This is a genomic window from Streptomyces californicus (assembly GCF_000717645.1).
Taxonomy (GTDB): domain Bacteria; phylum Actinomycetota; class Actinomycetes; order Streptomycetales; family Streptomycetaceae; genus Streptomyces; species Streptomyces californicus.
This window is the reverse complement of sequence record NZ_JNZZ01000017.1, coordinates 58,962-72,924: the sequence shown is the minus strand read 5'-3', so window position 1 is coordinate 72,924 and position 13,963 is coordinate 58,962. Positions and strand designations below refer to the sequence as shown.

General features: G+C 72.6%; 9 protein-coding genes. All 9 read right to left on the bottom strand.

Annotated features, from left to right (window positions below; all coding sequences use genetic code 11):
* Nucleotides 1-19 precede the first annotated feature (19 nt).
* The 9 genes from IF19_RS0122665 to IF19_RS0122625 all read right to left on the bottom strand — a co-directional run bounded on the left by IF19_RS0122665 (nucleotide 20) and on the right by IF19_RS0122625 (nucleotide 13,613).
* Nucleotides 20-802: an isoprenyl transferase gene (locus tag IF19_RS0122665; protein WP_030117167.1), complete on the bottom strand. Its 783-nt coding sequence runs from the start codon at nucleotides 800-802 to the stop codon at nucleotides 20-22.
* Nucleotides 803-885: 83 nt separating this feature from the next.
* Nucleotides 886-1,437 carry a hypothetical protein gene (locus IF19_RS0122660; protein WP_030117168.1) on the bottom strand — a complete coding sequence of 184 codons (552 nt, stop codon included), beginning with the start codon at nucleotides 1,435-1,437 and terminating at the stop codon, nucleotides 886-888.
* A complete protein-coding gene (locus IF19_RS0122655; RefSeq protein ID WP_030117169.1) occupies nucleotides 1,434-2,132 on the bottom strand; it encodes a hypothetical protein in 699 nt (232 codons plus the stop codon). Before IF19_RS0122655 ends, IF19_RS0122660 begins: the two co-directional genes overlap by 4 nt.
* Nucleotides 2,133-2,254: 122 nt before the next feature.
* Nucleotides 2,255-4,837, bottom strand: coding sequence for a Tox-REase-5 domain-containing protein (locus tag IF19_RS0122650; protein ID WP_030117170.1), 2,583 nt, complete (start codon nucleotides 4,835-4,837; stop codon nucleotides 2,255-2,257).
* Between the two features lie 321 nt (nucleotides 4,838-5,158).
* Nucleotides 5,159-6,751, bottom strand: coding sequence for a phosphoglycerate dehydrogenase (gene serA / locus IF19_RS0122645; protein ID WP_030117171.1), 1,593 nt, complete (start codon nucleotides 6,749-6,751; stop codon nucleotides 5,159-5,161).
* A 295-nt stretch (nucleotides 6,752-7,046) separates the two neighbouring features.
* Nucleotides 7,047-8,048: a ketol-acid reductoisomerase gene (ilvC, locus tag IF19_RS0122640; RefSeq protein WP_030078942.1), complete on the bottom strand. Its 1,002-nt coding sequence runs from the start codon at nucleotides 8,046-8,048 to the stop codon at nucleotides 7,047-7,049.
* Between the two features lie 116 nt (nucleotides 8,049-8,164).
* On the bottom strand, nucleotides 8,165-8,692 hold the full coding sequence (ilvN, locus tag IF19_RS0122635; protein WP_030117172.1) for an acetolactate synthase small subunit: 528 nt from the start codon (nucleotides 8,690-8,692) through the stop codon (nucleotides 8,165-8,167).
* 23 nt (nucleotides 8,693-8,715) lie between these two features.
* Nucleotides 8,716-10,566, bottom strand: a complete 1,851-nt coding sequence (locus IF19_RS0122630; protein WP_030121063.1) for an acetolactate synthase large subunit — start codon at nucleotides 10,564-10,566, stop codon at nucleotides 8,716-8,718.
* Between the two features lie 224 nt (nucleotides 10,567-10,790).
* Complete coding sequence (locus IF19_RS0122625; RefSeq protein WP_030117175.1) at nucleotides 10,791-13,613, bottom strand: putative bifunctional diguanylate cyclase/phosphodiesterase; 2,823 nt, start codon at nucleotides 13,611-13,613, stop codon at nucleotides 10,791-10,793.
* Between the last annotated feature and the right edge of the window lie 350 nt (nucleotides 13,614-13,963).

Below are 13,963 nucleotides of genomic sequence, written 5' to 3'. Positions count from 1 at the left end.
GCCCCGCCCCCGGCCCGGGTCACTTGCCGAAGCGGCGCTCCCGGTTCGCGTACGAGCGCAGCGCGCGGAGGAAGTCCACGTGCCGGAAGGCCGGCCAGTAGCAGTCCACCCAGTGCATCTCGGCGTACGCGGACTGCCAGAGCAGGAATCCGGAGAGGCGCTGCTCGCCGGAGGTGCGGATGATGAAGTCGGTGTGGTCGGCGACGGGCGAGTACAGATGGCGGGAGATGTCGTCGATCCCGAACCGGGCGACCAGTTCGGCCGGGTCCCCGCCGGCCGCGATGTGCTCCTCGAAGGCGCTCTTCACGGCGTCGACGATCTCGCGCCGGCCGCCGTAGCCGACCGCCACGTCCACCTTGAGGCCGCCGCGGCCGGCCGTGGCGGCGGTGGCCTCCTTGATCGCGCGGGCGCTGTCGCCGGGCAGCATGTCGAGCGAGCCGATCGCCCGGACCTCCCAGTCCCGGCCCTCGGCGCTGATGTCCCGGACGGTGTGCTCGATGACCTCGATCAGCGGGCCCAGCTCCTCGGCGGGGCGCCCCAGGTTGTCGTCGGAGAGCATGAAGAGGGTGACGTGCCCGATCCCGGCGGCGGTGCACCAGCCCAGGAACGTGGTCACCTTGGCGCCGCCCGCCCTGTACCCCTCCCGGACGTCCGTGTGCCCGGCTTCGCGGGCCCACCGCCGGTTTCCGTCGACCATGATCCCGACGTGCTGGGGGCGGGGCAGCCCCACCAGCGTCGCGGCCAGCCGGCGCTCGTACACCGCCTCGATCGGCTTCCGGAGGAACAGGGGGAGCAGTTTCATGAGCCCTCTTCAGCAGCACGCGGCAGGTGATGTCGAGGGACCCTATCAGCGGTTCGGGACGCCCCCGGACGGGCTCCGCGGCCTCAGAACGGGCCGTCGTCGTCCGCCGGTTCGGGGATCGGCCGGTCGCTGACCAGGGCGGCCAGCACGAACGGCGCGTCGCCGTCGCTGTGGCCGACCGTCACGGCGAACCACCGGTCTCCGGAGCCGCCCGGCCCGGCCGCCCCGACCGGCCCCCAGACGGCGAGGTCCCCGTACAGGTCCGCGCCGAACAGCGCCTGGAACAGCGGCTCCACGAGCGTACGGTCGCCCTGCCAGCGGCGCAGCGGTCCGTGCAGGCGCACGGTGGTGTGCGGGCCCCACCGCCGGTCCAACTCCCGTGCCAGATCGGCCGCGCGGGCCTCGGCTGCCTCCTCGGCGTCGTTCCACGCGGGGGCGTACACCCCGGTGAGCGGGTCGCCCTCCCAGAGCGGCACGAGCAGGAAGCCCTCGCCCCGGGTGGCGGTCCACTCACCGGTGACCGGGTCGCCCTCCGCCGTGGTGGGGCCGTCGGCCGGCACGGGGGCGGTGAGCAGCCCGGCGGCCTCCGCCGCGGCACGCTCCAGGTCGAAGGGCTCCCCCGCCCGGGAGGTCACAGGACCGCCCGGTCCATCGGGCGGGGCAGCGGAGCCAGCGCCCCCGCCTCGCGCAGCCGCCCGTACACCCGCACCACGGTGGCGCTGTCGCCGGGGGCCGCGATGCTCAGCAACTCCCCTCCGCCGGGCAGCGGTTGACGTACGGTCTCCAGGTCGTCGGGGATCAGGGCGGCGCGGGCCGGGGAGAGGTAGCCGGCCCGGCCGACGACGGGATCGCTCACGGAGTACCCGACCTCGTCCTCCAGCGCGTCCAGGACGTCGTCGTCGCTCACGTCGCCGAAGTCCGGTTCCCACACGCGGACGATCAGCGACAGCAGCTCCTCCTCCGGCACCACGGCCTCGTCCGGGGCGTGCAGGACGATCGCGAGCGACTGGAGGAGGAACTCCGGTGTCCCGCCCACCAGTCCGCTGACCTCGGTCTGCCAGCCGGGCGCCCCGGTGCCGACGAACCGCAGCCCGGTGCCGGTGAGGTCCGACCAGTCGGCGGCGTTCTGCGCGGCGCGCAGGGCCTCCTCCAGCGCGTCCCCCTCGGCGGCCAAGGCGGTGGCGGGACCGTTGCCGTGGACCTGGCTCCAGACGTCGGCCGCCTGCGGGACCAGCTCGGCGATCCCGTCGAGCGTCCGCCGCCACCGGTCGGCCAGGACTTCGACCGGTTCCGGCCGGGGACCCCAGAAGCCCCGCACTACACGTCGCATGCTCGTCTCTCCTCGATCGGCCGGCCCGCTGCACGCGGCCCCCGGCCGGCGGCCGGGGTCACCACGCGTTGCAGGCTACTCGGCTCCCGGCCCTCCGTCCGGAGCCCGGCCCACGCCGCGGCCTACTCGTCGAAGGCTCCCGGCTTCCTGGTGCTGTCGCCCGGCTTCGTCGGCGTGTGCACCACCTTGACCGGCAGCCCCTCGTCACGGAACGCCTTGCGGGCCGCCTTCGCCACGTCCGGGTCGGAGAAGTGCCACTCGACGCTCCGGCCGCCCGACGCCTCCACCTGCGCGCGGGCCTCGGTGACGAACTTGTCCTTGCCCGAGGGCGTGAGCGTGCCCTTGTCGCTCTGGGACAGATAGCTGCCGTAGCCGTTCTTCGCCTCCAGGAAGGTCTGCCGGGAGGAGTCCCAACCGTCGTACTCCACGGCCGGTTTGCCCTCGCGGGGATGCGGTACGACGTACTCCTGGCCCCGGTTGGTCCCCGTGACCTGCTCCTGGTAGCGGAGCCAGGACTCGTTCTTCCAGTTCGGCGCGGGGTTGCGGTCGCGGCTCGCCCAGTAGCCGTCGCCCGCGTCCGCGTCGCCGAGCGTACGGTCCTTGAGGTCGTCGGCCCAGGACGGCGGGTTGTAGTTGCGCGGGTCGGAGGTGTCGTTGCGCTGCGGCTCCGGGTACTGCTTCTTGTCGGCCGCCGCCTTCCGCGCCCGCTCCGGTTCCTCCAGCCGCTTCTGCTCCAGGTGCGCCTGCCGCTCGGCCGCGCGCGCCTCCTGGGCCGCCTTCTTGGCCGCCTCGTCGCAGCCGCCCTCCGCGAGGACGGCCCGGCCCGGGGAGCCGGCCGCCAGCACGCCGGTGCCCGCACCCGGCACACCACCGCCGCCGCCACCGCCTGCGGGACCGTACGGCACCCTCGGCGGGCCGCCCGCGATCGCGCAGCCGGTCCGGCGCGCCGCGTCCTCGGCGCTGTCGGCCGCCTCGTCGGCCTCCTTCGCCGCCTTCCGTACGCCGTCGAGGTCACCGGCCTCCGCGGCCTTGCGGGCCCGGCGGGCGGCGGCGCCCGCGTCGCCCGCCGCCTCCGCGATCTCCGAGGCGACCTTGCCGAGCTTGCCGAGTTTCCCGACCTTGCCGACGACCTTCCCGACGTTGTAGCCGGGGATGAAGATCGATCCGACGTTCCAGATCACATCGGTGACGGCCCGGGTCTTCTCGCCGTTGTTCCAGCGCTCGCGGACCTCGTCCCCGACGAAGACGTCGTCCCCGACCGTGATCACGGTGTTGACGGAGGCCCCGCCCCAGTCCCAGAGGGCGCCGAGGTAGTCGCCGTCGGCCCACTTGTCGCCCGCGCCGGAGGAGTCCTGGGACCACTGGTCGCCGAGCTGCTTGCCGTAGTCGACCAGCCCGGACCAGGTCTCGGGCTTGAACAGGTCGATGATCCCGGAGATGTCGCCCCAGATCCCGTCGACCACCAGGCCCTTGAAGACCTGCGTCGTACGGTCCCAGGCGCAGCCGAAGAAGCCCCAGCCGCCGCAGTCCTCCTCCTTCTCGGCCTGGTCTCCGCCCTCGCCGTCGCCCTCGTCGGACGTCGGCTGTACGTCGTAGGCGGCCTCGGGCTCCTCGCCGTCCTCGGGGAAGGTGTCCTCGCCGGTCCCGGGCCGCCCCTTGTCGTCGGGGCCGCCGGTGCCGCCGGACGTGGTGGAGCCCTCGGAACCACCGGTCGCGGCCCCCTCCGAACCGCCGCTCGCGGCCCCCTCGGATCCGCCGGTCGCCGCTCCCTCGGAACCACCGCTCGCGGCCCCCTCGGATCCGCCGGAGTCCTGGGTCCCGCCCGTGCCCTCGCTGCCGCCGGAGGTCTCGCGGCCGCCGGTCCCCTCCGAACCGCCGGTCGTCTCGCCGCCGGTGGCGCCGCCCGTGGTCGTCGTACCGCCGTCGGCGCCCCCCTCCGAGCCTCCGTCGGCGCCTCCGTCCGCGCCTCCCGACGTCTCCCCGGCGGCACCCTCGTCCGCTCCCCCGCCCGTACCGCCGTCGGCGCCTCCGTCCGTGCCCTCGCCCGCCTCGACCGAACCGCCCGGGGAAACCGGGCAGGAGCTGCCCGTCAGCGAGCAGATCGCGGACTGGAGGCCCTCGGTGATCCGGCCGCCGAGGCCGCCCACGGTCAGCGCCGCGATCAGCGCGACGACGATGAGCACCAGGCCCAGGTACTCCAGGGCGGTCTGCCCCCGGTCACGCTTCCAGGTGATCATGTGCGGGAGCGAGAACCTGGGTGGTTGTCCGCGCTCGGCGACGGGGAGCCGGAACCACGCCCGGCTGCCCTCGCTGTTGATCAGGACGAGGATCAGGATCGGCACGACCAGTTGCGTGAACCCGTCCGGGGAGCCGTCGCCCACGTTGGCGAGCCCGCCGAGGACCAGCCACACCTGGACGGCGACGATGCCCCACCGCACCCGGGGTCCGCCGGTCCGTACGTGCCGGGCCAGCAGCGCCGCGAGCACCCCGGGCACGGAGGCGTACAGCAGGATGCCGAGCACTTCGGCGCCCATCGCCCCCACCGCGAAGGCGGAGCCGGAGAGGCCGATCGCCCCGAGCACCGTCGCGCCGAGCAGGACGAGGAGCAGGACGCGCACCAAGGCGAGCGGGCCCGGCAGTTCACGTCGCGGAGCGGCGGCCGGGGCCGGACCCCCCGCTACGGGTATGCCACCGACAGCAGACATACGCGACCGACCCCCGGGGTGCCCATGAGTGACATGACAACGGGTCACCCTAGGGTCGCGAGTCCGCTCACGTCGTGGGCCCCCGGGCCCAACCCCGGGCCCATACGCGCCGGTTGATCACCCGGACCCCGCAGCGCCTTCGCGGCCGCGGCCCGCCGCGCCGTTCCCGCTCCAAACCGCCCCGCCGTTCCCCGCGCCGCCCGGCCGCCCGCCCCGAACGCGACGTACGCGGTGGCGGGACCACGCGTCCGGGACGCGCGGGCCTGCCACCGGGTACGGGGCGGGTGGTGCGGCGGGCCGGGCCGGGGCGGCCCGTCCGCGTCAGTCGGTCAGGTTCACCGAGCGGGCCGAGGAGGCGCCGATCTCCTCCGCGATCTCCGTCAGCACCGGCTGCGGGACCGTCTCGTCGACGGTGAGGACGACCAGCGCCTCGCCGCCCTCCGCGGCCCGCGAGACCTGCATGCCCGCGATGTTCAGTCCGGCCTCGCCGAGGATCTTGCCGACCGCGCCCACCACGCCCGGCCGGTCCTGGTAGCGCAGGACGACCATGTGGTCGGCGAGCGCCAGGTCGACGTCGTGCTCACCGATGGCGACGATCTTCTGGAGGTGCTTCGGGCCCGCCAGCGTGCCGGAGACCGCGACCTCCTGGCCGTCGCCGAGGGTGCCGCGCACGGTGACCACGTTGCGGTGGTCGGGCGACTCGGAGCTGGTGGTGAGGCGGACCTCGACACCGCGCTCCTGCGCGAACAGCGGGGCGTTGACGTAGGAGACGGTCTCGTCCACGACGTCCTCGAAGACGCCCTTGAGCGCGGAGAGCTCCAGCACCTTCACGTCGTGCTGGGTGATCTCGCCGTACACCTCGACGTCGAGCCGGGCCGCGACCTCGCCCGCGAGCGCGGTGAAGATCCGGCCGAGCTTCTCGGCGAGCGGGAGACCGGGGCGTACGTCCTCGGCGATGACGCCGCCCTGGACGTTGACCGCGTCCGGGACCAACTCGCCGGCGAGCGCGAGGCGGACGGACTTGGCGACCGCGATGCCCGCCTTCTCCTGCGCCTCGTCGGTGGAGGCGCCGAGGTGCGGGGTGCAGACGACCTGGTCGAACTGGAACAGCGGGGAGTCCGTGCAGGGCTCCTTCGCGTACACGTCGAGGCCGGCGCCGGCGACGCGGCCCTCCTTGAGCGCGGAGGCCAGCGCCTCCTCGTCCACGATCCCTCCGCGCGCGGCGTTGACGATGCGGACCGAGGGCTTGACCTTGTGCAGCGCCTCGTCGCCGATGAGACCCAGCGTCTCCGGGGTCTTGGGCAGGTGCACCGTGATGAAGTCGGCGACCTCCAGCAGCTCGTCCAGGCTGAGGAGCTTGACGCCCATCTGCGCGGCGCGGGCCGGCTGCACGTAGGGGTCGTAGGCGACGATCTTCATGCCGAAGGCCGACATCCGCTGGGCGACCAGGACGCCGATGCGGCCGAGGCCGACGACGCCGAGGACCTTCTCGCTGAGCTCGACCCCGGTGTACTTCGAGCGCTTCCACTCGCCGTTCTTGAGCGCCGTGTTGGCCTGCGGGATGTTGCGCGCGGTGGCCACCAGCAGACCGCAGGCCAGCTCGGCCGCGGTGACGATGTTGGAGGTCGGGGCGTTGACGACCATCACGCCGGCCTTGGTGGCGGCGGAGACGTCCACGTTGTCCAGGCCGACGCCCGCGCGGGCCACGACCCGGAGCTTCCCGGCCGCGGCGATCGCCTCGGCGTCGACCTTGGTGGCGGAGCGCACCAGGATGGCGTCGACGTCGGCGACGGCGGGGATCAGCTCGGCGCGGTCGGCGCCGTTGCAGTGCCGGATCTCGAAGTCCGGGCCCAGGGCGTCGACGGTGGCGGGCGACAGCTCTTCAGCGATGAGTACGACAGGTTTCGAGCTCACGTGAGTCCTCACAAGTCCAGTGCGGACGGCCGTCCCGACGGCCGCAGGCGGTGGAGGGGCTAGCCGCGTGGTAGACGCACGACACTGTGGGCCCTGACGCGTGTATGTGTTCAGAAGTGTAGTCATGCGGCGCGCTCCGTACTGCGCCCCGGTGGAAGGATCACCCGCACGAGGGTGGACGTCCTGTACACCCGTACGGAACAGCCCCTCCGGCGCCCCCGTACGGAGCGGCTCCTCGCGGTGCTGCGGAGCGGGGCGGATCCCGTGACCGGAACCCGCCCCGCTCCTCGGAGGACTACGCCTCTTCGTCGTTCACCCAGCTCATGAGCTTGCGCAGCTCGCGGCCCGTGGTCTCCAGCAGGTGGTCGCTGTCGGCCTTCTTGTACTCGTTGTACTTGGGCAGGCCGTTGTGGTACTCGGCCATCCAGTTCTTGGCGAAGGTGCCGTCCTGGATCTCGGCGAGGACCTTCTTCATCTCGGCCTTGGTGGCGTCGGTGATGATGCGGGGGCCGGTGACGTAGTCGCCCCACTCGGCGGTCTCCGAGATGGACCAGCGCATCTTCTCCAGGCCGCCCTCGTACATGAGGTCGACGATGAGCTTCAGCTCGTGCAGGCACTCGAAGTACGCGATCTCCGGCTGGTAGCCGGCCTCGGTCAGCGTCTCGAAACCGGCCTTGACCAGGGCGGCGGTGCCACCGCAGAGGACGGCCTGCTCACCGAACAGGTCGGTCTCGGTCTCCTCGGTGAAGGTGGTCTTGATGACGCCGGCGCGGGTGCCGCCGATGCCCTTGGCGTACGAGAGGGCGAGCTCCAGGCCCTTGCCCGAGGCGTCCTGCTCGACGGCCACGATGCAGGGGACGCCGCGCCCCTCCTCGTACTGGCGGCGGACGAGGTGGCCGGGGCCCTTCGGGGCGACCATGCAGACGTCGACGTTGGCCGGCGGCTTGATGAAGCCGAAGCGGATGTTCAGGCCGTGGCCGAAGAACAGCGCGTCGCCATCCTTGAGGTTGTCCTTGACGGACTCCTCGTAGACCTGGGCCTGGATCGGGTCCGGGACGAGGATCATGATGACGTCGGCCTCGGCGGCCGCCTCGGAGGGGGTCACCACGCGCAGGCCCTGCTCCTCGGCCTTGGCCTTGGACTTCGAGCCCTCGTGCAGACCGACGCGGACGTCGACGCCGGAGTCGCGGAGCGACAGCGCGTGGGCGTGGCCCTGGCTGCCGTACCCGAGAACCGCGACCTTGCGGCCCTGGATGATGGACAGGTCGGCATCGTCGTCGTAGAACAGCTCGGCCACTGGGTCTTCTCCTTGGTGTGCAGGTGTTGCGTCCCACCGTACGGCGGGGTGCGTCGTGTGCGTTGTCGGGTCTCGCCATGCGAGCGGAGCCGGGGGCTCCGCCGGGGTCCGTCCGCTCAGGCGGAGCGGTCGAGGGCGCGCAGGGACCGGTCGGTGATCGAGCGCGCGCCGCGCCCTATGGCGATGGTGCCGGACTGGACGAGCTCCTTGATGCCGTACTGCTCCAGCATCTTGAGCATCGCCTCCAGCTTGTCGGCCCCTCCGGTCGCCTCGATCGTGACGGCCTCCGGGGAAACGTCGACGGTCTTGGCGCGGAACAGCTGGACGATCTCGACGATCTGGGAGCGGGTCTCGCTGTCGGCGCGGACCTTCACCAGGACGAGCTCCCGCTGGATCGCGGCGGCGGGCTCGAGTTCGACGATCTTCAGGACGTTGACCAGCTTGTTGAGCTGCTTGGTCACCTGCTCCAGGGGCAGGCCCTCGACATTCACGACGATGGTGATGCGGGAGATGTCGGGGTGTTCGGTGGTACCGACCGCGAGCGAGTCGATGTTGAAGCCGCGGCGGGAGAACAGGGCGGTGATCCGGGCGAGGACACCGGGCTTGTTCTCGACCAGGACGGAGAGGGTGTGCTTTTCGGCCATGGGAGTCGTTCTCTCTCTGTCTCTCAGTCGTCTTCGTTGTCGCCGAAGTCGGGGCGGACGCCGCGCGCGGCCTGGACCTCGTCGTTGGAGGTGCCGGCGGCGACCATCGGCCAGACCATGGCGTCCTCGTGGACGATGAAGTCGATCACGACGGGGCGGTCGTTGATGGAGTTGGCCTCTTCGATGACCTTGTCCAGGTCGGCCGGGTCCTCGCAGCGGATGGAGTAGCAGCCCATGGCCTCGGACAGCTTGACGAAGTCCGGGACGCGGGTGCCGCGGGCGGGCGTGCCGTCCGCGTCCGGGCCGGAGTGCAGCACGGTGTTGGAGTAGCGCTGGTTGTAGAAGAGGGTCTGCCACTGGCGGACCATCCCCAGGGCGCCGTTGTTGATGACGGCGACCTTGATCGGGATGTTGTTGAGCGCGCAGGTGGTCAGTTCCTGGTTGGTCATCTGGAAGCAGCCGTCGCCGTCGATGGCCCAGACCGTGCGCTCCGGCGCGCCGGCCTTGGCGCCCATGGCGGCCGGGACCGCGTAGCCCATCGTCCCGGCGCCGCCGCTGTTGAGCCAGGTGGCGGGCTGCTCGTAGTCGATGAAGTGGGCGGCCCACATCTGGTGCTGGCCGACGCCGGCGGCGAAGATCGTGCCCTCGGGGGCGAGCTGGCCGATGCGCTGGATGACCTGCTGCGGGGAGAGGCTGCCGTCGTCGGGCAGGTCGTAGCCGAGCGGGTAGGTCTCGCGCCAGCGGCTCAGGTCCTTCCACCAGGCGCTGTAGTCGCCGGTGTTGCCCTCGGTGTGCTCGGCCTGGACGGCCTGGACCAGGTCGGCCAGGACCTCGCGGGCGTCGCCGACGATCGGGACGTCGGCGGTGCGGTTCTTGCCGATCTCGGCGGGGTCGATGTCGGCGTGGACGATCTTGGCGTACGGGGCGAAGCTGTCCAGCTTGCCGGTGACGCGGTCGTCGAAGCGGGCTCCGAGGGCGACGATCAGGTCGGCCTTCTGCAGCGCGGTGACGGCGGTGACCGAACCGTGCATGCCCGGCATCCCCACGTGCAGCGGGTGGCTGTCGGGGAAGGCGCCGAGCGCCATCAGGGTGGTGGTGACGGGCGCCCCGGTCAGCTCCGCGAGGACCTTCAGCTCGGCGGTGGCCCCGGCCTTCAGGACGCCGCCGCCAACGTACAGCACGGGCCGCTTGGCCTGGGTGATCAGCTTGGCGGCCTCGCGGATCTGCTTGGCGTGCGGCTTGGTCACCGGGCGGTAGCCGGGCAGGTCCATCGCCGGCGGCCAGCTGAAGGTCGTCCGCGCCTGGAGCGCGTCCTTGGCGATGTCGACGAGGACCGGTCCGGGGCGGCCGGTGGAGGCGATGTGGAACGCCTCGGCGATGGTGTGCGCGATGTCCTCGGCGCGGGTGACGAGGAAGTTGTGCTTCGTGATCGGCATCGTGATGCCGCAGATGTCGGCTTCCTGGAAGGCGTCCGTGCCGATGGCGGAGGAGGCGACCTGGCCGGTGATCGCGACCATCGGCACCGAGTCCATGGCGGCGTCCGCGATCGGGGTGACCAGGTTGGTGGCGCCGGGGCCCGAGGTGACCATGCAGACGCCGACCTTGCCGGTGGCCTGCGCGTACCCGGTCGCCGCGTGGCCCGCACCCTGCTCGTGGCGGACGAGGATGTGGCGGACCCGGGTGGAGTCCATCAGCGGGTCATAGGCCGGGAGAATGCAGCCGCCGGGGAGGCCGAACACGGTGTCGGCGCCCACTTCCTCGAGCGAACGGATGAGGGACTGCGCGCCCGTGACGTGCTCGACGGTCGCGGACGGCTGTCCGCCGGTACGGGCGCGCGGCTGCGGGTGATGGGCCCCGGTGGCCTGCTCGGTCATCTGCGTTCTCTTCTCGAAGCTGAGGGTTTTGGCGGGTGTTTTGCGGCGTTTTGAGAGGCGTCAGTGCAACAAAAAACCCCTCGTGCCGTGAGGCAAGCGAGGGGAGCGCGCCGGGTGCGGTCCGCAGAGTGTCAGTGAGTGACTCTGCTTCAGCCGACGCGCTTTCCAAGTACGAGAATTCGGGTGCGCATGGCATTGACCCTCTCTCCGGCACGCATGACGTGTCAAGTGGGTGGGACGGGCGTCTCAGCATGTGATCCGGTGAGCAGCGGGATCGAGCCGCCCGCCATCACCGGCCGGGGCCCGGGAACGCCCGCCACGGGGAACTCCCCGCGGACCAGGGCGCGTCGCAGCCGGTACTCGTCGAGCGGGCCGGAGAAGGCCATCACCTGGCCGTGGGTGCACCCCATGGCGCGCAGCGCCAGCACCTGCTCGGGGACGTCGACGCCGTCCGCCACGGACTGGAGGCCGAGGTCGCCGGCGATCCGCAGGAGGCCGCTGGTGATCTTGTGCAGCCGGGCCGACTCGACCACGCCCTCGACCAGCGTCCGGTCGAGTTTCAGTACGTCGATGGGGAGCCGCCGCAGCGCGTTGATCGCCGCGAACCCGCTGCCGAAGCCGTCGAGCGCGATCCGTACGCCGAGCCGCCGCAGGGCCACGAGGCGCTGCTCCAGGGCGTCGAAGGAGATCCGGGGGTCGCTGTCGGCCACCTCGATCATCAGCGCGCCCGAGGGCAGCCCGTGGCGGGTCAGCAGCGCCTCGATGGAGCCGAGGGGCGGACCGGTCTCCAGCAGCCGGGCGGCGGGGAGCCGGACGGAGACGGCGACGGGGTGGCCGGCCCTGGCCCGGTCGGCGGCCTGGGCCACCGCCTCCTCCAGGAGCCAGCGGCCGAGCTCGGCGGTGCGGTCGTCGTCGCCGGAGACCCGGAGGAACTCGGCGGGGGTGAAGAGGATGCCCTGGGCGGAGCGCCAGCGGGCCTGGGCGGCGACGGCGGCGACGGAGCCGCTGGCGAGGTGGACGACGGGCTGGTGGAGCAGGGCGAACTCGCCGTCGCGCAGGGCGGAGCGCAGCCGCGCGGCCAGCTCGGAGCGGCGCACGACGTCGGCCTGCATCTGCGGGGCGTACAGCTCGACCCGGTCCTTGCCGCCGGCCTTGGCGCGGTACATCGCGAGGTCGGCGTTGCGCATGAGGTCGGTGGGGCTGATGGCGGGCTCGGCGAAGGCGACGCCGATGGAGGCGGCCACCCGGACCTCGTTGGGGCCGATCCGGTAGGGCTGGGAGAGGGTGAGGCGCAGCCGTTCGGCGATCTCGTGCACCTGGTACTCCCGGGCGCCCTGATCGCGGGTGCCGTCCCCGACGATGAGCGCGGCGAACTCGTCACCGCCGAGCCGGGCGGCGGTGTCGCCGGCCCGGACGGAGTCCTGGAGCCGCCGTCCGGCCTGGATGAGCAGTTCGTCGCCCGCCTGGTGGCCGATGGTGTCGTTGACCTGTTTGAAGCCGTCGAGGTCGATGAAGAGGACGGCGGTGCCCGGGTCGCTCGCCCGCCGCCCGCCGAGCGCCTGGCGGACCCGGGCGGTGAACAGGGCCCGGTTGGGCAGGTCGGTGAGCGGGTCGTGCTCGGCGTTGTGCTGCAACTGGGCCTGGAGGCGGACCCGTTCGGTGACGTCCCGGCTGTTGAGCAGGAGGCCGCCCTGGTGGCGGTTGACGGTGGACTCGACGTTGAGCCAGTCGCCGGCGCCGGAGCGGAAGCGGCACTCGATGCGGGTGGTGGGCTCCTCGTGGGGCGGGGCGGCGAGGAAGCGCCGCACCTCGTGGACGAACCGGCCGAGGTCGTCGGGGTGGATGATCGAGGACAGCTCGGCCCCGACGAGGTCCTCCGCGTCGCGCCCGTAGACCCCGGCGGCGGCGGGGCTGACGTAGCGCAGGGTGCCGTCGGGGGCGGCGATCATGATGACGTCGCTGGAGCCCTGCACCAGGGAGCGGAAGTGGTTCTCCTTCTGCGCCAGTTCCTGGGTGAGGGAGATGCTGTCGAGCAGCATGATGCCCTGCCGGACGACGAGCGCCAGGACGACCGTGCAGCCGGTGAAGATGACGACCCGGTCGACCCGCCGGCCGTCGACCACGTTGTACAGGATGCCCAGGGTGCAGACGGCGGCGGCGAGATACGGGGTCAGGGCGGCCAGCGACCCGGCGATCGGGCGGCTGCCGGCGGCCCGGGGCGGGGAGGCTCCGCCCGGTGCGCGGGCCGCCCGCCGGGCGGCCCAGGGGGCGTAGGCGAGGAGCAGCGAACCGGCGAACCAGCCGGCGTCGAGGAGTTGGCCCGAGTGGTAGGTGGAGCGCAGCAGCGGCGAGGTGAACACCGCGTCGCTGAGGACGGTGAGCGCGAGGGCCGCGATGGCGGTGTTCACCGCGGAGCGGTTCACCCCGGAGCGGCGGAAGTGCAGGGCCAGCACCATCGAGACGAGCACGATGTCGAGCAGCGGGTAGGCCAGCGAGAGGGCGGCGGGGGCGACGTTCGCCTCCTCCGCGCCCGCCAGGTGCGCGGTGTGCGCGAGGGCGAGGCTCCAGGCGAGCGTCAGCAGGGAGCCGCCGATCAGCCAGGCGTCCAGCCCCAGGCAGATCCAGCCGGCCCGGGTGACGGGACGTTTGGCGAGCACCAGCAGGCCGACGATGGCGGGCGGCGCGAAGCAGAGGAAGAAGACGTCGGCGAGGGAGGGCGCGGGCACGGGGACGCCGAGGACGACCTCGTACCAGCCCCAGACGGCGTTGCCGCAGGCCGCCATGAGGGACGAGAGCGAGAACAGCAGCCAGGCGGGCCGCAGTCGTCCGCCGACCGCTCGCGCGTAAAGGAGGCAGGAGACGGCGGCGATCAGCGCGGCGGCGGCGAGGCCGAAGTCCCCCATGAAGACGGCGACGCGCGGCGATCCCCAGCCCACGGCGGCGCCCACCGAATACCCCGCGCAGACGATGCCGAGCAGGATCCGGGAGCGCGTCCCGGTGGAGCCGGCGGCGGACCTCGGGGAGAACAGGGCCCCCAGCGCGCTCACCGGAGGGCTCCCCGGCCCGGGCCGGCCGGGCAGTCGGACCCCTGCGACCGGCCCTCGCCCGGACCGCCGCGCCGCCGCCCGCTCCGGGGCGGGCGCGGACGCGTCGGAAACGGCTGTGCGGGGCAGGAATCCGGCCATCGGCGGGCACGGTGCCCGGTCGGCGCGGACGGCCTCGGCCGCTCGCCCGTCCCCGTCGGATCGTCTCTCCATGGCCGGCACATCGCCCGTCGCCCCCTCGCGTTCCGGTGCTCCCCCCGCGCCGTCCTTCACACGGCGCGGCTCCCCGGATCGGACGATACACCAGAACGGTCACGCAGGGCCATAGCTCCTCTACTCTCAGTGACGAAAGC

Bases quoted from the DNA above. Each gene is read 5' to 3' on its own strand.
- IF19_RS0122650 (WP_030117170.1), bottom strand. From the start codon at position 4,837: ATGTCTGCTGTCGGTGGCATACCCGTAGCGGGGGGTCCGGCCCCGGCC.
- ilvN (WP_030117172.1), bottom strand. From the start codon at position 8,692: ATGGCCGAAAAGCACACCCTCTCCGTCCTGGTCGAGAACAAGCCCGGT.
- IF19_RS0122665 (WP_030117167.1), bottom strand. From the start codon at position 802: ATGAAACTGCTCCCCCTGTTCCTCCGGAAGCCGATCGAGGCGGTGTAC.
- IF19_RS0122630 (WP_030121063.1), bottom strand. From the start codon at position 10,566: ATGACCGAGCAGGCCACCGGGGCCCATCACCCGCAGCCGCGCGCCCGT.
- IF19_RS0122655 (WP_030117169.1), bottom strand. From the start codon at position 2,132: ATGCGACGTGTAGTGCGGGGCTTCTGGGGTCCCCGGCCGGAACCGGTC.